Origin of the sequence: Polystyrenella longa (assembly GCF_007750395.1) — a bacterium.
Taxonomy (GTDB): Bacteria; Planctomycetota; Planctomycetia; order Planctomycetales; family Planctomycetaceae; genus Polystyrenella; species Polystyrenella longa.
This window is the reverse complement of record NZ_CP036281.1, coordinates 1,724,579-1,742,771: the sequence shown is the minus strand read 5'-3', so window position 1 is coordinate 1,742,771 and position 18,193 is coordinate 1,724,579. Positions and strand designations below refer to the sequence as shown.

Sequence of the window (18,193 nt, the reverse complement as noted above, 5' to 3'; positions counted from 1 at the left end):
ACGTCGGGATCAGTTCAGAGAGGGATCTCCCTGGGGAACTGATCGTCGACGTTTCGTGGATGAAGGCATCTGATAGATGCCTGGAGTTTCAGCAGAGAGACAACGGCCACTCGCCCATTGCTGCAGCCCCGTGACTTTCTCACAGGCTGTCTGGGCGACCGGAACGACATGCAGCGCCGCTTCAGCGAGTGAGACTTCCAACAGCGCCGCCAGTCGACAGGCTGACTTGATCTCGGCTCCTGTCCAGCCTTGGTCTTCAGGACGGGGTTGGGATGCATCGAGACCGTAGACGTTCAAATACTGCTCCCAGATCTGTTCCCGCTGAGTACGGTCGGGCAGATCGAGAAAGAACAAACCGTCGAACCGTTCACTCCGACTGAACTCCGGCGGTAACCGGGAGATGTCGTTACACGTCGCGATGACATAGACGTCAGACTGATGGTCGTTGAGCCAGGTCAGGAAATAACCGAACAGCCGCGTGGAAACACCGCTGTCCCCGGCATTGCCCGACTGTGCCCCGCTGAGCCCTTTCTCGATCTCATCAATAAATAGAACACAGGGCGACATTGCTTCAGCGATCGACAATGCCTGCCTGATGTTCTTTTCAGATTCTCCGACGAGGCTGCCCATTAACCGACCGATGTCGAGTTGCAACGTGGGTCGTCCGGTTTCATGACCGAGCGCTTTAGCGAACTGGCTTTTGCCGGTACCGGGGACTCCGAGTAGAAGAACACCTTTGGGTTTGGCCAAGGTGTTATTCGAACGAGTCCGAAGAGTACGTTCGCAGAATCCTTTCAAAGTGCCGAGTCCTCCCAGATCAGCGAACTGTTCCTGACCTCGATGAAGTTCCAGTAAACCGTTCTGTTTCAGCTGACTCGTCTTGAGTTCCCACAGGGAGGCTGGAGAAAGTTTGCCTTCTCGCACGAGTGACAAGGCAAACGCCGCTTCCGCTTCTTGACGGGTCAGTCCACTGGCGGCATCGAGCAGTTGTTCCTGCTCATCCCCTTCCGGGAGTTCTCCCAGTTGGCTGCCGATCTCGGTGGCGATCTCGAGGAGCTTCTCCCGGTTAGGCAACTCGTGTTGCAGAACCAGGAACTGTTTCCGGAGCTCCACCGGGATGTCGACGACCGGAGCGACGATCAGCACAAAGTTCCGCAGCTGTTTACCCGTCGTCAGCTGATGGCTCAACTGTTGAATCAGTTCGGGGGATCCCAGGAACCGATGGAAGTTCCGCAGGATCAGCAGGTTCGTCCCGGTGTGGGACGCATGGGTCCCAAACAGCTCCAGAGCGGACAGAGGATCGGCTGTCTCGCTTCCCTCACTCGCTTCAAATCCGTTCGCGATATCCCAGACGGACAACGTCCAGTCGGCTTCGTGCGACAGTTGTCTCACTTGCAGAATCGCTTCGTCCGGTTCATCCGTCTCAATCCAGATGCCGGTGAAACAGGCATCGATGTATTCACGCAGGTTTTTCAAAGACATACAGTCTCCTTTAGATAGGACCGCTAACAGAACAACGGCAGCAAGCTTTCGCTCACTGCCGCTGTTCGTTGTTGGTCTGGTTATTGGTGTGTTCGTGATACTCGGGGGTCAAGGTTTGAGATAACCGCTGCCCGAGTGCTTCTTCAAGTTTCCGGGTTGCGTCCAGACAACTCCTGCCTGAAAATCCGCTCGAAACGATGCGGGACCCTCCTTCCGGACTGATGATGATTTCAATCTGTTTCACAGGGCACCTCCCGTCTGCAGCAGAAGCTTGACCGACCCGTCGGACAACCGCTGCTCGGTCAGGGAATACCCCTGGCGTCGAGCGACGCGACGGGTCTGTTCAATCGCGTACGACTGGAGGAAGGAATTCAGATGCACCGGGTGGCCCCAGCGTCCTTCGTAGTTGTCGTAACTCAGTTGTCCTGTGTCGGTCTGACAGACAACGGGGTACCTCCAGTCAGGTAACTGGACCTGCCAGCCGGTCGCTTCGGAGCTGTAAAGCTGAACCTTCCCGTAAACGGGGTCCGGGAGTTGGTTGCGGGTACAGGCGGCTCGGATCGAGGCCAGTTCCCGCACTTCGGTTTTAATTTGCACGATGTGCGACATACGGTTCCTTTCGTGGAATGGGAAATAGAAAAAGGGAGCCCGAATCGGATGACTCGGACTCCCTCTGGTTTGAAATCGCTGTCAGCGTGGGCTGATAGCTACCTTATCGGGTTCATTGTATATGACATGAAATGGGCGATTATTTAGGTTCACGATCATGGTGTGTAGTGAGTCAGGGTGATGTCTCCTGAGCGATGAGAAGGCTTAAGCTCTTTCGTAAAGATCGCCTTCTTTATCACGAGGGGTTAGTGGATGCAGGTTATTTTCGGTCATGAGTACTGATGGCATAGATCACGAAGAGGGCGGCTAATCCGAACAGCACGGTAACGGTATAGGCTGTTCCGAAGAAGACCCAGACTCCGATCAAACCAAAGAGCATGGACTCGAAACCGAGATCAGAATTTCTCATTTAAAGGGTTTTCGATTAGGGATGATGCTCATCCATGAGATGAGCCTAACAGAATTTGAGATGGTGGAGATGTTCGCCACGCTTGGCAGAAACGATTAAACTGGAAGCGTTTAGTGTTATACATGCGAGTATTCCTTACTTGATATTACTAGAAGAATTAAAAGTAGTTCGAGAACAATCGTCTCACTGCCAGAGAGTAATTAAGCTGCGAGGCATCCACCCAGCAAATCGCAATATCAGCCGTATTGTGATGCGCAACGCACACGCCATCGACAGGGGGGCTGGCCTGCCCATCTTTGAAGAAGCGGAAAGAGACGACCTGTTTTTCCGTCACGCAATGCCGACAGGTCTGTAACCAGATTCCGTTTTCCTTAGAAGCGGCAAACACAACACCACTGCAGCCACTTGGCTTGGTCATTCGAACCCACGGATCAGGCGGCCCCGCCTTAGCGTGAGCCACCGCCAACGCCAGAATCAGAATGACGCCCACCACACTGAAAACAATAAAACGACCGTTCCCGGCCAACTCTTTTGAATGCTCTGATGACCTCATTAGTCACCTCCTGTAAAGTTTTGAACGAGGACACCAACAACCGCCGTCGCCATCGCCGCGAAGAAGGCTCCCAGCATCCACCAAAGTTTTTGCATTTGACTTTTAAGATTCGACAAGTCCGATTTGATACCCGGGTATTGGTTGTCCCCATCCAGCCAGACTTCATGCTCGTCGATGCGTCTCTCGTGACGATCAATCGTGCCCTGAGCCACCGCATGTCGATTGGTTTCCCGTTCATCGAGCCGGCGTATCACCCCTTCGGCAGTCGTAACCCGATCACCAATTTGCCGCATTCGTGCTTCAATATCGCTTTCAGCGGCCATCACACTTCCCAAACTCAATGAACGAAAAAAGCCCGCACCAATACGAGTTGTTCAGGAACGCGCACTGGCCGGGCTATGAATTATTTGATTAACTGCAGACATCTCGTCTACCAATACAAAAAACCAATGCGGATTTCCCCTAAGGGTCCTCTACATTGGTTTGTTACGTCTGCAACTTTACAGGATCAGATCTGAATGTCAATAACTATTCAGCCTCAACAGATCAAATCCTGATTAGTTCGCATCTCATCAATACTGGTCTTCACATACTTCTCGTGGTGCGAGTCGACCTTGGTTTTTGTTAACAGAACCTTGATTCCATTTTGTCGTTGAAGGGCGTTTTCCTCGGTTTCAACGTCGGCTGAATATATTTACGATGCGAGGTCAATTCAATCAGTAATTGCCTTCATTTGAGCAGCATTAGCTGGTTTATCTCTGATATATATATGCTGCTTGTCCTGTGCTAGGCCCTCGCTGTTTATGATGAATGTCTTATGATCCACATTCTTCATTATTTCATGGCGGAAAAAACATGCATGTCATCCTTACCATAAAGCCCATCTAGAGCTGTAAAAGTATTCGGATTGGCGTTTTTTACTTTAGCATATCCAAAATAAATCGTTTTCCCATCAGTGGACCATGCAGACTTGGTACAGTACCTCTTTTCATGCCCCAAAGCTGGGTGCTCCCCATATTGTGCAATGAAAGGCTCTTTTTTAAAACGATCCAGCATCCCAAACATAGCATTTTGGAATAACAGCTTAAACCCATCCGGGTCAGCATCAATTAAATACAAGCTTCCACAGTAAACGTGGTTTTTATCTCTGGAAAATGGATATTCAAGGGTAGTAAATGTGGCTGGATCGGCGTCATGAATTTTTACCCCCAGGATATATACATTCTTCTCGGTTTTGGCATACCTATGATCCTTTAGAACAACCAATTCTCCTTGAACGTCATCCATGACTAGCATGGGACGATCCCCTGACCCCTGATTCCAGTTAGAATACCAGACATGGTTTCCTTTGTGAGTTCCGTAGCCTTCTGAGCAACCCAATGAGCTACAACATACTATCAAGAGAAATAATAAAGAGGATTTAATCATTTGGTTCTCTCATAGGCCAGGAAAGAATATGTTTTTTGAATAAGTTAGTCGTTGTTCTGAATCGAAATCCATCTCTTGTCAGCAACACAACCACTTGAATTCACTCGTTTTCAACAACGGCTGAATCTTCTTACGATACGAGTATGGTTTAGCGACTGCCTATCGGTTTCGATGTTGTCAAAAAGCTATTTAAAACGTATATTCAATTTACATATCCCCACACATCTTAAGTACTTGCAGTCGAGCCTCATTATTCATTTCCATTGGACTAAACAATACCCTTAAGTACTCATCCTTTTGCTCGTGAGATAACTTACTCCAATATGGTTCTGCGCACTCGACATGACCGCATACAGACTTAATATAACGCATTTCGATTTTATCTGGCCTACGCAAGCCTTGGTCTATATATTTTACATTCTCTTCATGTCCAGCCTTCTTGGACATTTCACGCATAGCATCGCATATATCGATTAGTGCTTTAGCTAAAATCTTGCTACCTGCACATTCTCGTACTCTATTGTCAGATGAGCCAACTTCAAACTTCAACACCATTATTGCTCTCAGAAGCACATGCAATTCATTATAATCATCAGACAGTATCATTTGAGACATTGCTCCTTAAAAGGGGTTGGTGCCGCCGAAAAGCACTTCGTGTTGATCTAGCCGGGATTTCCCAGATGGTTTACTCGGTGGCACTAATAACGGCCATCGAGTTTTTTGGAAGTGATCATAAACGATATTCTGGTCGAGTTCGACATGATTTCCCCTTTCTCGGTCCGTTATGTTCGCCTTGAAAATCGATATTTCCCCAAAATCAAGGCTCTGCGCGGACACAGACCGCAACAGGCTCGGTTCTGTCAGCCAGATCAGAAAAAACTCTCTTCGTGGAAGCCGGACTCCGAGTCCTGGCATACGCCTTGCGGCGTTGGCCATCAATGAAAATACTTGTGTTTTGTTTTCAACAAGGCAAAACTGCCTCTATGACAGCTCATTTAATCACAACACATGTTCAAAATGGACTTTACTTCATTCCCCTACAAGCTCAATTTTAATCATGGCGACTTTTCTAATCATGGCGACTTTACTAGTATTCTTTGGTGTAGTGAAGCCAACCTCTAGTTTATACACATCGTCTTCGTGTTTGATTTCAAATAGCCAGTGCTCAGAAATACTGTTAAATACAACCATAGGTTCGAAGTTCTTAGGGAATGCTTTCTGAAAGTCATCAACTGGCATACCTATATATATACCCCAAGGGCGGATGAGAACCTTAGGTTTATCCTGTCGAGCTTCTTCTGTTGCTAGTTTATTTCTTTCTAGTTCACATTTTGAGCGACTTTCTTTTCCCAACATCAAGGCGGGGGAGAATGTAAGTAGTACAAAGGTCAAAACAGCCGTTGAATGAATTAATGACCCAATTAATGAATTGGATTTGAACAACATGTATATATACTCCTTAATCGTGGGGTGAATGAAGAACAATTACAGTTATCATTTTATTTCCAACTGTACATGTTCAATTAGGCTTGGAATGTAGTGAAAGTTTCCCAACCCTCTTTGATACATCCCATTATCTCATTTCGTTTCTAGCAACTTTATCTTTTATAGCGAAGAACTGACCAAGCCGGGCTTTCCCAGATGGTTTACTCGGTGGCACTAATAACGTCGAATAATTTGAATAGGTGGTGAGCCCTTCACCACTCTACCAAATACCAGTCGGGAGCCAAACGAAAGTCACGATTCGGAGAGCGGCCACTAAGATCCGGAGTGTAACTGATCCCACATTCGTCCCAGAATACGAAGCCGGTAATGAAATCGACAGAGCCTGCTTTCGCCGAAAGATCGTATCCGGAGGTAGTGACGCTATCGATCCAAAACAGGCCGATCCACTTGGGAAACTCCTCTGGCTCCCTGCCCTGATTGATCTCCTCCACGACCTGTTCAAAACTGGATCGACTGAAAAAAAACCGCACCGACGCGGGCCAGTGAGTTAAAGAACTCGACACCATTATGGTTAACGCGAGAGGATACGCTGACAAGCTTGCGAGTTGAAACCAGCTCACCTCTTTCTGCCGTTTAAGGCGCATCAGAATCGTGAAAAAGTAGAAGGACGAGAGCACTATCAGCAGAAATGCTGACAGAAAGACAACGGGGAAAGTCGCTGAGTGGTAACGGCTGTGTTGTTCCAACACGAGACTGGTCCATAGCACCGAAACGATGTTCACGCACACCAATAACTGTTCGGCACCAGTTCGGTTCTGATCTCGTCGTTTGCGATCATCTATTCCTATAATGGCCATTTTGCGGGATTCTTTTGAAGATAAAAAGCGTCTGAGGCTACATCCGGGATTTCCCAGATGGTTTACTCGGTGGCACTAATAACGGCCATCGAGTTTTTTGGAAGTGATCATAAAAGATATTCTGGTCGAGTTCGACATGATTTCCCCTTTCTCGGTCCGTTTTGTTCGCCTTGAAAGTCGATATTTCCCCAAAATCAAGGCTCTGCGCGGACGCTGACCGCAACAGTCTCGCAACAGATGCGTTTCCACTTCCAGCGGCGTCAGCGACGCATCCAGATTAAAACGCTCTACAGTGACGCGCATGAGCACTTTGGCTGAGTTTTTCACCTTACGATGTTCAAGAAGATAATATTCAACTGTAAATGAGACGCCACAGGAAGGGGAGGTAGAAAAACTCTAACCATACCCACACACATATCGATGTAATTGTTACGGTGATCCATCGTATGTCCCAAATCCATCGAATCTGGAATGGGATCAAGAAAAAACATATGTAAGACACAATCCTTGTCAGGAGCTCAGACCTATACTCGGAACATACGATTGTCACAATGAAAGAACAAATCGCAAACAGTATCAGGCAGGCTCCACTGTGGCTTGTGCGAGCAGCGTACCAATTCTTATGTTTCCATTGCAGGTAAAGAATCACTACCATGTAAGAAATGGCAATAATGCGGATCGCGATGGCCAGAACGATACGCCAGTCAATGTTATCCATAAATCGTATCCCTGTTTGTGAATGTGCGGCCAACAGAAACAATCAATGTCGAATGTACCATCAGTTGGCTGAAGAGCTTTCGCCGCCTCATTGCTCGCTGGGAATATCACCTGCACTTACACGAAAGCTTCTGGTGGCTCGGTGCACTATCCTCAGAAGGTTTTAGAGCCGGTTGAATTTTACGCTCAAAAGGGATGGTCTATATCGCTCCGAGTTTGAGGATGGAATCACCGGGCTTCGAGTGGTATTTCAAAACCTTTTGGAATCCTTTTGATCCTTATTAATTACCGAGGAGTCAATGTCCAGGTTGGAAATTGACTCGATTATTTCCAGGAAAGAAGATTTCTCATGGCAACACTTACCCAACTTCATGAAACTCATATGGGTGGAGACTTTCGCGACTTTTTTATCAATGGATCAGCTATATATGATTACAGCATCCCAGGTACAAACTGTTCCAAGTGCGGGAAAATGTGGGCCTACCTACAAATCACCACTTTTGAATGCCCTGATGAAATTCGCGAAGAGATGGCTGATGTTGTTGACGCAAAACCAAATATGCCTTGGGAAGAACTATCTGTTTTTATAAGCAAGTGGGAGCGTAAAGTAATAGAATATTATCCCAACGCAAGACTTTTACCGGGATTCAATCTTCAGCCTATCAAATGGGATATTCCCTCGTATCCAGAATCGGATGTTTATTTCAAGATGGGGTCCGTCATCGTGCGAGATAATGTAAAGCAAGTTATTGAAAAAAACCGGTTTACGGGGCTTTGTTTTTTTTCCGTCCTGTTAGGTCAAGTTGGCGAGCTTAAAGAAAGTGAAATCATCCTCGAAGATGAGATTGACATGGAGGAGGATGTCATAGAGCCTGGTGACTTACTCGCAGCTGCTCCCAAATTAGATGACTTGAACGATGTTGGAATATTTTTCAATGCAATCACTGAGTTCGACGCTTATCGGGACATAAAAGAAAAAGAATCTCGAGTTACAAAAGCTTGTGATTTCTGTGGATATGTCCGTTATGATTTACCCCAAGAACGTCAAGAAGAATATGAATACTATAATTTGAATAAATTCATTCCCGAGAAGTATGTACCAGATTACGACATCTTCGATTCTCATATTCACAGGGGCTGGTTAATGCGTCCTGAAGTTTATGAAGCCTTGAAAACCGAATGCGATCTCCGCAATTGTGAGGTACATGAGATCAAAGTGGTTAACAATCCTTGATCGACTAGTGTGCCGCCGCTAACTGATGGAACTTATTCAAAGGGTCGTAGCCGGTAGAATAAGCGGGGTCTGCTTCATTTCTGCCGGAATGATAAGGTCCTGTTTTTGCAAGACAGTACACAGGAATCCTTTTGACGCTTATTGATTACCGATTATTTCCAGGAAAGAATATTTCTCATGGCAACACTTACCCAACTTCATGAAACTCATATGGGTGGAGACTTTCGCGACTTTTTTATCAATGGATCAGCTACATATGATTACGGGATCCCAGGTACAAACTGTTCCAAGTGCGGGGAAATATGGGCCTACCGACAAATCACCACTTTTGAATGCCCTGATGAAATTCGCGAAGAGATGGCTGATGTTGTTGACGCAAAACCAAATATGCCTTGGGAAGAACTATCTGTTTTTATAAGCAAGTGGGAGCGTAAAGTAATAGAATATTATCCCAACGCAAGACTTTTACCGGGATTCAATCTTCAGCCTATCAAATGGGATATTCCCTCGTATCCAGAATCGGATGTTTATTTCCAGATGGGGTCCGTCATTGTGCGAGATAATGCAAAGCAAGTTATTGAAAAAAACCGGTTTACGGGGCTTTGTTTTTTTCCCGTCCTGTTAGGTCAAGTTGGCGAGCTTAAAGAAAGTGAAATCATCCTCGAAGATGAGTTTGACATGGAAGAGGATGTCATAGAGCCTTGTGACTTACTCGCAGCTGCTCCCAAATTAGATGACTTGAACGATGTTGGTATATTTTTCAATGCAATCACTGAGTTCGACGCTTATCGGGACATAAAAGAAAAAGAATCTCGAGTTACAAAAGTTTGTGATTTCTGTGGGTGTGTCGATTATGATTTACCCCAAGAACGTCAAGAAGAATATGAACACTATAATTTGAATAAATTCATTCCCGAGAAGTATGTACCAGATTACGACATCTTCGATTCTCATATTCACAGGGGCTGGTTAATGCGTCCTGAAGTTTATGAAGCCTTGAAAACCGAATGCGATCTCCGCAATTGTGAGGTACATGAGATCAAAGTGGTTAACAATCCTTGATCGACTAGTGTGCCGTCGCTAACAGATGGAACTTATTCAGGGGGTCGTAGCCGGTAGAATAAGCGGGGTCTGCTTCATTTCTGCCGGAATGATAAGGTCCTGTATTTGCAAGACAGTACACTAGCTCCTGCTTTACATCCATAGTCAGGGTTCCTGCAATTTTCTTGTCGATTCACTCGCCCCGCCTACGGTTTGTTTTTGCCCAACTTTTCACTTCCCACCATCCTTTCCGTTCCAGGGTGCCCACCAGAGAGGGTTCCTCTCAAACGCAATCCCGTTCCTGTGATAGACCTGAAACAATTCGAGTTCGTCGTTCCAGAAATAGAAGTCAGTCACGTTGGGGTAACCCTCTTTCGTTTCCCATTCACCGAGAAACATGCTGCCATCCCTGGGCGGGGCATCGTATCGCTTCTGCCCGACAAGACACCTGCACTTGAGATGAATCTCAATTTCTTCCCCCCACATATTGTAAGCCTTGCCCATAGTTAACTCCTGCAAAAAAGTGTTAGGTACCTTCGCGGGCTATAGATTCGTTTCTGTTGGGAACTCGCTCAGTAGCTTCCCGTTCTGGTACAGTCCGCCCTGAAGTGAATTCACCGAGAACAGGCGATCTCCATGAACCTGGCCTGCATTGCGAGCGATGTCTTCGGCTTCAATGGTTGTCGCTGCGAGGTGCCATTCCTGCCCCGGTGTAAACACCCACAAGTAGGTTCCGGGAATGATCGGGAAGCTGTTCGTCATGGGCAGGTCAACCACCTTGCCCTCCTGCTCGATTCGCAGCGTGATGTTTTCAAATCCTGCGGTCACTTATGGTTTCTCCTGCTGAGGGGATGGGTTTCCGGCGATCTGGTTTTCGAGTTGGTAAATTTCCTGAACGATTTTGTCGATCCGCTCGTCACACGCCCGCTCAACCCAGAACGTTCGAACAAAAGCCCCGACGGCGATCACCGATATGAAAATCAAATAAAAACTGAGATGCATCTTTTGGCCTTCCGGTTGTTGGTGGGGTTCCTGGCAACGTTGCCACGAAAGTAATTTCACGACCGAGGATCAGCGGGCAGCGGCGGCTTGATTCTTGGAGAGTTCAAACAGCGCAGTGAGCTGATTGAAGCGTTTGATTTCCGGCGTCATGTACTTGATCAAATCTTTGCGATGGCTCTTAGAGAGCAGGTCATTGCGAGTCTCTTCGGACATGGCGTCCAGCTGTTTCCCGAATTGCTCTTCCAGCCTCTCACGTTGCGCCTGATGCTTTTGTCTTATCTCCGCTTCCTCTCGGTCGGCTTGGGCCTTCGAAGCTTCCTGTGCTCGTTGCTGGGCGGCGTAGCGATGCTCTGTGGATGCGGTCGGCTTTTTCGATTGGGGTATCGTAAAAATATTCAGCCGACGTTGAGAACGAGTAACTCCAAGCGGTTGTGATGCTGAAGAGCGAAGGATCCCGAACGAGATTCATTTCGCGACCTGAGGATTGGGATCGGAATCGGAATCGATGCGAAAATGACCATCCGAGCGCAGCGATATCGCAGATCGTTACAAGAATTGTGGCTTGCGAGCGACGTCGTTTCACACCGCGTCGCGGTAGTAATACTTGAGCAGGTCACCGAGACGTTCACGTGATTCGATCTTGACAGCGACGCATCCGACTTCAACACCAGGTTCAATTAGCTGATTATCGAGCCCTTGGTGATTTCGCTCGGAATGGTAATGTTCAACGTATCCTTTCAACGCCCGTTCGATTGCATACTGACCGAAGAAGATTATCTTCCTCAGGCATTCGCATTTCATACTTCTCATGAATCGTTCGAGATGCTCATTCAAGTTCGGACTTTTCGGCGAAAGAAGTACAAGTTCAGCATCGCTCTGATTCTGCAGGAAAGAACGCAAGGGCTGGAAACAGGTATCGCGAGTAAGTATCAAATGAGACTCATACTCCAAGAAACCATTGTCGCCGGTGAGTTTACGTCCAACCTGTATCATCCATTGTTTGTTTGGGTTCGGTGGGATGCCTGCGATCTCGACTTTACTTGGATTCAATTCCATCACCTCCATTACGTAGAACGTCGTCAGACCTGTCTTCATCCAGACTTCTACCGTGGTGAAATCAACGGCGAAGATAACTTCCCAGTGAGATTTCAGGAATGTTTGCCAAGACATCGAGGCAAGGCGGTCGGGGGCAGGCTCAATACCGTTCGACTTGAGCACATTCCAAACAGTCGTGTCGGTAATGTGAAAACCAACATTGGACAACGCACCTTGAGTTCGATCAGCTCCCCACTTGGGATTCTTTTTCGCGAACCGCAGAATCTGTTCGAAGATCTCTGCTCGGATACGAGGTCGACCAACACGTTTCTTCTTCGATGAGTAGTCCCATTTCCGGGCAATCAACTCCCGGTGCCAGCGGAGAATGGTATCGGGAGTGAAGATCGCGCCGAGTTCACTCAGCAACTTCCGACCAAGCCGCTTTCCTCTGACTGCCAAACGGCGACGCAGTTCGTCAGTGGAGGTTGGGCATTAAGCTCAGTTGCGGCGGGGAGCAGTCTTGGTGCAGGAATACACAGTGGCTTCAGCCTTCTGGGTAAAGCCAGCTTGGCGTACAGTGCGGGGCGTGTCGTTTACTCTGGTGGACAAGATGGAAAACTAGATTTGGCTCTGGATGCCATCAGCCTGGGTGGATACGGCCTCGTCGGCAAAATTGGATCAGCCACATTCAAAGGGGCCAGCGCCCTCAGAACAGCCTCGTATGTCGCCGCCTACGGAGCCGATGGCATCCAGACCGTTCGTGGAGGTTTCGCCTCCTACGATGCCTATCGAAGCGGAGATTATGTCGGTGGAACACTTAACCTCATCGGCGCCGGTTTCGGCGCGGCGGGATTAGGTGTGGGTGCACCTGATTTCTTCAGGAATGTGCCGAGATTGAATCCGATTAACTATCGACCTGACCTCGATACGTTTACAATGGGGGGATTAGGGGCTGGGAGTTATAATGCCCCAACAAGAATGTCGCTGGCTGAACGACAAGCGATGGTTGTGGCGCGGACGCCAGCAGAAGTTGCTTCTCGGCTGGCTAGGGCAAACGATCTTCGCCGGGTTCGTGATGGTATTCCATCAAGATTGTTTCATTACACTGATGAAGCTGGTGAACCTGGCATTCGTGCTTCCAACGAGTTATTTCCGTCTTTGAAGGCATTGAATCCCAAGGACGCAAGATACGGCGATGGACAATATCTGACTGACATTGTTCCCGGAACTAAGACACCTGCTCAACTCTCTCGTGCGTTCATCGGCCAGCCATTCCAAGGTCGTCGCTTTTCCAACTTCGTTGAGATAGACGTGAGTGGGTTGCGAGTGATTCGAGGACGAGACGGTGTTTTCGTTGTCCCGAATACTGAGTCACTTAATGTGACTGGTCGAGTCCTCAGAAGTGGAGTGAATTAAAGGAAACCGACTTATGGAATACGAATACTTGAAGGTCGAGTGGAAGCATGATATCGAAGACGAACCCGTGCTTTTGTATTCAGAGCTTGACAGTCATCGCATGGAGTTGCGGAAAGTTGAAGTCTATAAGAATGGGAGGTCTGACGTGGCGGAGAAGCAACGCACAACGGGCAAAACCAAACTCTCGATCGAGCCGTTACCATCGCTTGAGGATATCGCTGCTGACTCACAGTTCATACCCGCTGAAATAACACAACGGGAATTTGAAGCCGCTTGGAATAAAAATGGCGAACACGAGTAGCTCGATTCGGCTTCTGCATCCCCACCTTCGCAGGCTGAGCCGGTTTGTATGGCGCGGAGCGTGCCGGTTGAGCAGGCTTCCAAGGCTTGAGCGAGGACACGCCTGACGGCAACGCTTTCGGCTTCTGCTTCAAGCTCTTGTTGAACGCTGAATCCTTCGGCAACGGATTCAGCGGCGATCTGCCTTTGAGCCTGCCATCGGTGTTGAGCAACACGCTTCCTGTTGCTGTCGCTCTCTAAGCCATTCTTGAAATGCTATCATGTTTGTATCTCTGATGTGGGCTGGTCGCTTTCCCGTGCGTACTTGAGCGGCTTCGGTGAGCATCAGGAAAAGCAACCGGCAACTCCCCCTGATTTCGAGTCGCTTGTGTTCAAGATATCAATCCAACAGGCCTGATACTTGCCGAAGATTTCAAACCTTGGTCCATTCGTGGACCAGCCACATTCAAAGGGGCTAGCGCCCTCAGAACAGCCTCGTATGTCCCTTCCTACGATGCCTATCAAAGCGGCGATTATGTCGGCGGAACACTTAACCTCATCGGCGCCGGTTTCGGCGCGGCGGGATTAGGTGTGGGTGCACCTGATTTCTTCAGGAATGTGACGGGATTGAATCAGATTAACTATCGAGTTGATCCTAATACTTTTACAATGGGAGGCTTAGGGTATGGGAGTTATAATGCCCCAAGGGGGATTCCCCAGGGACTCACGAAGTCTCAATTCGACGAGGCAGGCTCGCTGATTCGCTCGAAGACCGGGCATCTGGGCGACGACATTGTGGTGCAGGGTAGTCGTGCTGGTGGAACGGCCAAGGCAACGTCCGACATTGATATTGGGGTCAGGGTGTCGCCCGATGAGTTTGACGGGCTTGTCAAGGCACGATTTGGCACGCCGAACCCCGGCTCAGCGAAGGAGCGAACAATGCTCCACGCCATTCAAACAGGAAAGATTCAAGCAGGTGAAGCTGGCCTGCGTGGGTTGCGACGAGAGTTACAGGGAAAGCTTGGCATGGATGTGGACCTGTCAGTCATCAGGCGTGGCGGACCGTTCGATCAGCCGCCAACTATTCCTGTACCATAAACATCAAACATCGCAGCTACTTGGAAACTGATATGAACCTCTTTTGCAAAATCTTTGTTGACGTTGATCTCCCTAAGGAAGGGCTTGTGCAAAAGATTGCGGACTGCACAAGTGGAAAAAACGAGCGATGGTCAGTCCGAACAAATTGGGGCGAGATCGATGTCGTGAATAATGAAGACTTTGACGAGAATCGGGCGATTCAGGAACCCGATGGATTTCTATTCTATCGGTTCTACTTAGAAATGGAGCCGGAAGCAGCGGTGCCGGAAGAGGTATACATCAAGTCTGTCGGCACTTTGCTAAGCGATTTGTGGGATTTGGATGCCAAGGCAGTAGCGGCATGCGATTTTGAGGAGAGTCTTCCAATGAAGGGCGGCTATAATTCTCCTCGAAGATGATGTTCCTGTTGGCAGCCAACGGCAGGTCGCAATGACTTTTGCATCACGATCTTCGCAGGCTGTGCCAGTTTGAAGGGTTGCAGCGTGGCTGGCTCCGCAGGCTTCCACGGCTTGAACACCGGCACGCCTGACGGCGGCGGCTTGGGCTTCTGCTTCAAGCTCTTGTCGAACGCTGAATCCCGTGGCAGCGGGTTCATCTTCGATAGCCCAATAACGGCATTCTTGTCATTGAGCCACAAGCCTTCGCATTGCCGCCGTTGTCGCTCTGCCAGCCATTCGTGAAACGTCTTCATGAAAGTATCTACGCACGGGCTGGCGCTTTCCCGTGCGCGTGAGCGACTTCGGTGGGCATAAAGAAAAGCAACCGGCAATTCCCCCTGATTTCGAGTCGCTTGTGTTCAAGATATCAATCCAGCAGGCCTGATACTTGCCGAAGATTTCAAACCTTGGTCCATTCGTGGACCAGCCGCATTCAAAGGGGCCAGCGCCTCATATGTCCCTTTGACCTGCCTACCGAAGCGGAGATTATGTCGGTGGAACACTTAACCTCATCGGCGCCGGTTTCGGCGCGGCGGGATTAGGTGTGGGTGCACCTGATTTCTTCAGGAATGTGCCGAGATTGAATCCGATTAACTATCGACCTGACCTCGATACGTTTACAATGGGGGGATTAGGGGCTGGGAGTTATAATGCCCCAACAAGGCTGACAGCAGCGGATCGCCTTGCAAGCCGCTCGATGACGAGGGCTGAATGGCAGGACTTCTATCGGGCGTTGCGTACTGAGGCTAGACAAGGAGCGGCAGACATCGCCAGCCTGCCAGCCCGTCAGCGAGGCCCTGTGGTATCTGCGATCATTGATTCACGGACTGGAGCGACGTTCTCTGCCAACAACACTTTGACGATTGCTGATAATCTCCATCCGGTCTTGCAGGCTCGCCTTCAATCCTTGCTGAATACAACAGACCTTGCCGCACTTCGTAGCAATGCGGGAAGTCTTGGGCGTTGGGTACACAGCACACCGGGGGCACACGCCGAAATCAATGCGCTGAACCAAGCACTGTGGGCACGCCAAAATGCGGGATTGCCGATCGATCTCAACGAGTTTTGGATGGTGAATCGGTGGCTCACCAACACAGCACCGGCGGCTCCTCGATGCGGTTATTGTCGGCCTCTGACAGGTGGTGTTAATGTGCTTACCGACTAACGAGAGTATGAGATTATGAAAGTGAACTTCGAGCAGTTAGAAGTGGCCAGCGACCAGTCCTACTGGCATGACGGGAAGCCGTTTGACGGGATCGCTGTGTATCGACGTGAGGATGGCACGCTTGAGTCAGAAGTGATGTTTGAAGACGGCGTTCAATCTGGGCCGTTTTCGGATTTTCATTCAGACGGACAAGTTGCCTGCGAAGGCGTAATCCAGAATGGTGTTAATCACGGCGAATTCAAGTATTGGGACGGCAATGGCCTGTTGACCAAGACAGAGAGCTATGAGTTCGGTATCTGCACGTCGAGGCAAGAATACGACCAAGCGGGAAATGTTATCTCCGACTACAGCCTTGCGTCAGATGATCCAAATGCGGCCTTGCTTGCTGCTTATCGGAACCAAGCAGGAAGTTGATTTTCAGCCTTCGGCTTCTGCATCACGATCTTCGCAGGCTGTGCCGGTTTGAAGGGTTGGAGCTTGGCCGGTTGAGCAGGCTTCCAAGGCTTGAACACCGGCACGCCTGATGGCGGCGGCTTGGGCTTTTTGCTCAAGCTCTTGTTGACTGCTGAATCCCGTGGCAACGGGTTCATCTTCGATAGCCCGATCACGGCGTTTTTGTCATTGAGCCACAAGCCTTCGCATTGCCGCTGCTCTCGCTCTGCCAGCCATTCGTGAAAGTTATCATGTTTGTATCTATGATGATGGCTGGTCGCTTTCCCGTGCGTACTTGAGCGGCTGCGGTGGGCATCAGGAAAAGCAACCGGCAACTCCCCCTGATTTCGAGTCGCTTGTGTTCAAGATATCAATCCAACAGGCCTGATACTTGCCGAAGATTTCAAACCTTGATCCATTCGTGGATCAGCCACATTCAAAGGGGCCAGCGCCCTCAGAACAGCCTCGTATGTCGCCGCCTACGGAGCCGACGGCATCCAAACCGTTCGCGGAGGTTTCGCCTCCTACGATGCCTATCAAATCGGCGATTATGTCGGTGGAACACTTAACCTCATCGGCGCCGGTTTCGGCGCGGCGGGATTAGGTGTGGGTGCACCTGATTTCTTTAGGAACGTGCCGAGATTGAATCCGTTTAACTATCGAGTTGATCCTAATACTTTTACGATGGGCGGCTTAGGGGCTGGGAGTTATAATGCCCCAAACAGAGCATTGCCGGGAGAAGTGGCATTCTCCCAACGCACAGGCGGAGGAAACGTAACCCAGTACGTCGACGACATGGCTAATGGACGATGGGACTGGTCTCGTTCCGGTCCCATTAACGTGATGCGTCAGGGAGACCGCTACGTTACGTTCGACAATCGGCGGCTCATGGCTGCACGGGAAGCGAAACTCAGTGAGATCCCGATTAACGTTGTTGACTCCAATGCGATTCGCCCCGGAACGAAGATGACATGGGAGGAAGCGTTTCGACGACGATTCAACGATCCAAGAAACAAACGAGCGGGTGGCGTTGTGCCCGATTCCGGATTGCTAGAGCTTCCAGCAATCGCACCGACGAAGCAGTAGGAAAGAATGTTTATGTCGAACTCTAGTGAGATATTGAATAGTGCTTGGCGAAGTGAGCAAGTGCCACTTCTCAATGGAATTTTGTTTCCCAATGGACAACGCAAGGTACTTGACTGGGATGGTGATCGGCTTGTAATCGGAGCAGAAAGCAGATGGGACGTACATGACTTAAGCGATGAAATGACCTATTTCACCGAGCTTTGTCGAACTGATGTCCCGAACAGCAAGCTGGTAGTTGTTGCTGGTGAAGGAGGGCTGGGCACTGACGGTGTGATTGCATTGGTTGACTTAGATGCTGACCTTCTTTGCTGGGTGTTATTCATGGATTCTTCGAATCCATTTAGTCATGTTGAGACCATAGATGGACAGATTGTTGCAAGAACGACGCTTGATACAACGTGGCGAGTGGATCTAGAGCAACCGGGACTGGTCACCGTGACAGTTGACATCGCAAAATGAGCAATGGT

The 18,193-nt window shown here is 49.1% G+C and carries 28 protein-coding genes; 10 read left to right on the top strand and 18 right to left on the bottom strand.

The window, feature by feature from the left end; translation table 11 throughout:
• Positions 1-9: 9 nt before the first annotated feature.
• The 11 genes from Pla110_RS06590 to Pla110_RS06545 form a co-directional block, all read right to left on the bottom strand.
• On the bottom strand, positions 10-1,482 hold the full coding sequence (locus Pla110_RS06590) for an AAA family ATPase (RefSeq protein ID WP_144994435.1): 1,473 nt from the start codon (positions 1,480-1,482) through the stop codon (positions 10-12).
• Between the two features lie 52 nt (positions 1,483-1,534).
• A complete protein-coding gene (locus tag Pla110_RS06585) occupies positions 1,535-1,726 on the bottom strand; it encodes a DUF2997 domain-containing protein (RefSeq protein WP_144994433.1) in 192 nt (63 codons plus the stop codon).
• Positions 1,723-2,091 carry a DUF1257 domain-containing protein gene (locus Pla110_RS06580; protein ID WP_144994431.1) on the bottom strand — a complete coding sequence of 123 codons (369 nt, stop codon included), beginning with the start codon at positions 2,089-2,091 and terminating at the stop codon, positions 1,723-1,725. The genes Pla110_RS06585 and Pla110_RS06580 overlap by 4 nt, the downstream gene beginning before the upstream one ends.
• Before the next feature lie 259 nt (positions 2,092-2,350).
• Entirely contained in the window at positions 2,351-2,500 is a 150-nt protein-coding gene (locus Pla110_RS22570; RefSeq protein WP_197440549.1) for a hypothetical protein, read from the bottom strand.
• A 157-nt stretch (positions 2,501-2,657) separates the two neighbouring features.
• Positions 2,658-3,053 carry a hypothetical protein gene (locus Pla110_RS06575; RefSeq protein WP_144994429.1) on the bottom strand — a complete coding sequence of 132 codons (396 nt, stop codon included), beginning with the start codon at positions 3,051-3,053 and terminating at the stop codon, positions 2,658-2,660.
• Positions 3,053-3,376: a hypothetical protein gene (locus Pla110_RS06570; protein WP_144994427.1), complete on the bottom strand. Its 324-nt coding sequence runs from the start codon at positions 3,374-3,376 to the stop codon at positions 3,053-3,055. Before Pla110_RS06570 ends, Pla110_RS06575 begins: the two co-directional genes overlap by 1 nt.
• A gap of 511 nt (positions 3,377-3,887) precedes the next feature.
• Positions 3,888-4,349 (bottom strand): DKNYY domain-containing protein, encoded by a 462-nt coding sequence (locus Pla110_RS06565; protein WP_197440548.1) that lies wholly within the window; start codon positions 4,347-4,349, stop codon positions 3,888-3,890.
• 339 nt (positions 4,350-4,688) lie between these two features.
• Positions 4,689-5,087 carry a hypothetical protein gene (locus tag Pla110_RS06560; RefSeq protein ID WP_144994423.1) on the bottom strand — a complete coding sequence of 133 codons (399 nt, stop codon included), beginning with the start codon at positions 5,085-5,087 and terminating at the stop codon, positions 4,689-4,691.
• Between the two features lie 423 nt (positions 5,088-5,510).
• Positions 5,511-5,927 (bottom strand): hypothetical protein, encoded by a 417-nt coding sequence (locus Pla110_RS06555; RefSeq protein ID WP_144994421.1) that lies wholly within the window; start codon positions 5,925-5,927, stop codon positions 5,511-5,513.
• A gap of 251 nt (positions 5,928-6,178) precedes the next feature.
• Complete coding sequence (locus Pla110_RS06550; RefSeq protein WP_144994419.1) at positions 6,179-6,784, bottom strand: hypothetical protein; 606 nt, start codon at positions 6,782-6,784, stop codon at positions 6,179-6,181.
• 75 nt (positions 6,785-6,859) lie between these two features.
• Positions 6,860-7,111 carry a hypothetical protein gene (locus tag Pla110_RS06545; protein WP_144994417.1) on the bottom strand — a complete coding sequence of 84 codons (252 nt, stop codon included), beginning with the start codon at positions 7,109-7,111 and terminating at the stop codon, positions 6,860-6,862.
• Positions 7,112-7,850: 739 nt separating this feature from the next.
• Between Pla110_RS06545 and Pla110_RS06540 the strand changes: the two genes are divergently transcribed.
• Positions 7,851-8,735, top strand: coding sequence for a hypothetical protein (locus Pla110_RS06540; RefSeq protein ID WP_144994415.1), 885 nt, complete (start codon positions 7,851-7,853; stop codon positions 8,733-8,735).
• A gap of 177 nt (positions 8,736-8,912) precedes the next feature.
• Entirely contained in the window at positions 8,913-9,797 is an 885-nt protein-coding gene (locus tag Pla110_RS06535; protein WP_144994413.1) for a hypothetical protein, read from the top strand.
• Between the two features lie 210 nt (positions 9,798-10,007).
• Here Pla110_RS06535 and Pla110_RS06530 read toward each other — a convergent pair whose 3' ends face one another.
• The 5 genes from Pla110_RS06530 to Pla110_RS06520 form a co-directional block, all read right to left on the bottom strand.
• Complete coding sequence (locus Pla110_RS06530; protein ID WP_144994411.1) at positions 10,008-10,280, bottom strand: hypothetical protein; 273 nt, start codon at positions 10,278-10,280, stop codon at positions 10,008-10,010.
• 39 nt (positions 10,281-10,319) lie between these two features.
• On the bottom strand, positions 10,320-10,604 hold the full coding sequence (locus tag Pla110_RS06525; protein ID WP_144994409.1) for a hypothetical protein: 285 nt from the start codon (positions 10,602-10,604) through the stop codon (positions 10,320-10,322).
• A complete protein-coding gene (locus Pla110_RS22565) occupies positions 10,605-10,778 on the bottom strand; it encodes a hypothetical protein (RefSeq protein WP_197440547.1) in 174 nt (57 codons plus the stop codon).
• Between the two features lie 69 nt (positions 10,779-10,847).
• On the bottom strand, positions 10,848-10,991 hold the full coding sequence (locus Pla110_RS22560; RefSeq protein ID WP_197440546.1) for a hypothetical protein: 144 nt from the start codon (positions 10,989-10,991) through the stop codon (positions 10,848-10,850).
• A gap of 366 nt (positions 10,992-11,357) precedes the next feature.
• Complete coding sequence (locus tag Pla110_RS06520) at positions 11,358-12,239, bottom strand: integrase core domain-containing protein (RefSeq protein WP_144994407.1); 882 nt, start codon at positions 12,237-12,239, stop codon at positions 11,358-11,360.
• Between Pla110_RS06520 and Pla110_RS22555 the strand changes: the two genes are divergently transcribed.
• From Pla110_RS22555 to Pla110_RS06500, 4 genes are all read left to right on the top strand, one after another.
• Positions 12,186-13,229 carry an HYD1 signature containing ADP-ribosyltransferase family protein gene (locus Pla110_RS22555; RefSeq protein WP_197440545.1) on the top strand — a complete coding sequence of 348 codons (1,044 nt, stop codon included), beginning with the start codon at positions 12,186-12,188 and terminating at the stop codon, positions 13,227-13,229. The genes Pla110_RS06520 and Pla110_RS22555 overlap by 54 nt on opposite strands.
• Positions 13,230-13,242: 13 nt before the next feature.
• Positions 13,243-13,530, top strand: a complete 288-nt coding sequence (locus Pla110_RS06510) for a DUF6881 domain-containing protein (RefSeq protein ID WP_144994405.1) — start codon at positions 13,243-13,245, stop codon at positions 13,528-13,530.
• A 605-nt stretch (positions 13,531-14,135) separates the two neighbouring features.
• A complete protein-coding gene (locus tag Pla110_RS06505; RefSeq protein WP_197440544.1) occupies positions 14,136-14,606 on the top strand; it encodes a nucleotidyltransferase domain-containing protein in 471 nt (156 codons plus the stop codon).
• 32 nt (positions 14,607-14,638) lie between these two features.
• The gene (locus Pla110_RS06500) at positions 14,639-15,004 is read left to right on the top strand and encodes a 1,4-dihydroxy-6-naphthoate synthase (protein WP_144994403.1); all 366 of its coding nucleotides are present in this window, start codon (positions 14,639-14,641) and stop codon (positions 15,002-15,004) included.
• Here Pla110_RS06500 and Pla110_RS06495 read toward each other — a convergent pair.
• Positions 14,983-15,297, bottom strand: coding sequence for a hypothetical protein (locus tag Pla110_RS06495; RefSeq protein ID WP_144994401.1), 315 nt, complete (start codon positions 15,295-15,297; stop codon positions 14,983-14,985). The genes Pla110_RS06500 and Pla110_RS06495 overlap by 22 nt on opposite strands.
• Positions 15,298-15,623: 326 nt before the next feature.
• On the opposite strand from Pla110_RS06495, the gene Pla110_RS06490 reads away from it, so the two are divergent.
• Both Pla110_RS06490 and Pla110_RS06485 read left to right on the top strand, forming a co-directional pair.
• Entirely contained in the window at positions 15,624-16,208 is a 585-nt protein-coding gene (locus tag Pla110_RS06490) for a YwqJ-related putative deaminase (protein ID WP_144994399.1), read from the top strand.
• A 15-nt stretch (positions 16,209-16,223) separates the two neighbouring features.
• A complete protein-coding gene (locus Pla110_RS06485; RefSeq protein WP_144994397.1) occupies positions 16,224-16,622 on the top strand; it encodes a toxin-antitoxin system YwqK family antitoxin in 399 nt (132 codons plus the stop codon).
• Here the strand turns inward: Pla110_RS06485 and Pla110_RS06480 are convergent.
• The gene (locus Pla110_RS06480) at positions 16,598-16,975 is read right to left on the bottom strand and encodes a hypothetical protein (protein WP_144994395.1); all 378 of its coding nucleotides are present in this window, start codon (positions 16,973-16,975) and stop codon (positions 16,598-16,600) included. The genes Pla110_RS06485 and Pla110_RS06480 overlap by 25 nt on opposite strands.
• A 307-nt stretch (positions 16,976-17,282) precedes the next feature.
• On the opposite strand from Pla110_RS06480, the gene Pla110_RS06475 reads away from it, so the two are divergent.
• Entirely contained in the window at positions 17,283-17,726 is a 444-nt protein-coding gene (locus tag Pla110_RS06475; RefSeq protein ID WP_144994393.1) for a hypothetical protein, read from the top strand.
• A 12-nt stretch (positions 17,727-17,738) separates the two neighbouring features.
• A complete protein-coding gene (locus Pla110_RS06470; RefSeq protein ID WP_144994392.1) occupies positions 17,739-18,185 on the top strand; it encodes a hypothetical protein in 447 nt (148 codons plus the stop codon).
• Positions 18,186-18,193 lie beyond the last annotated feature (8 nt).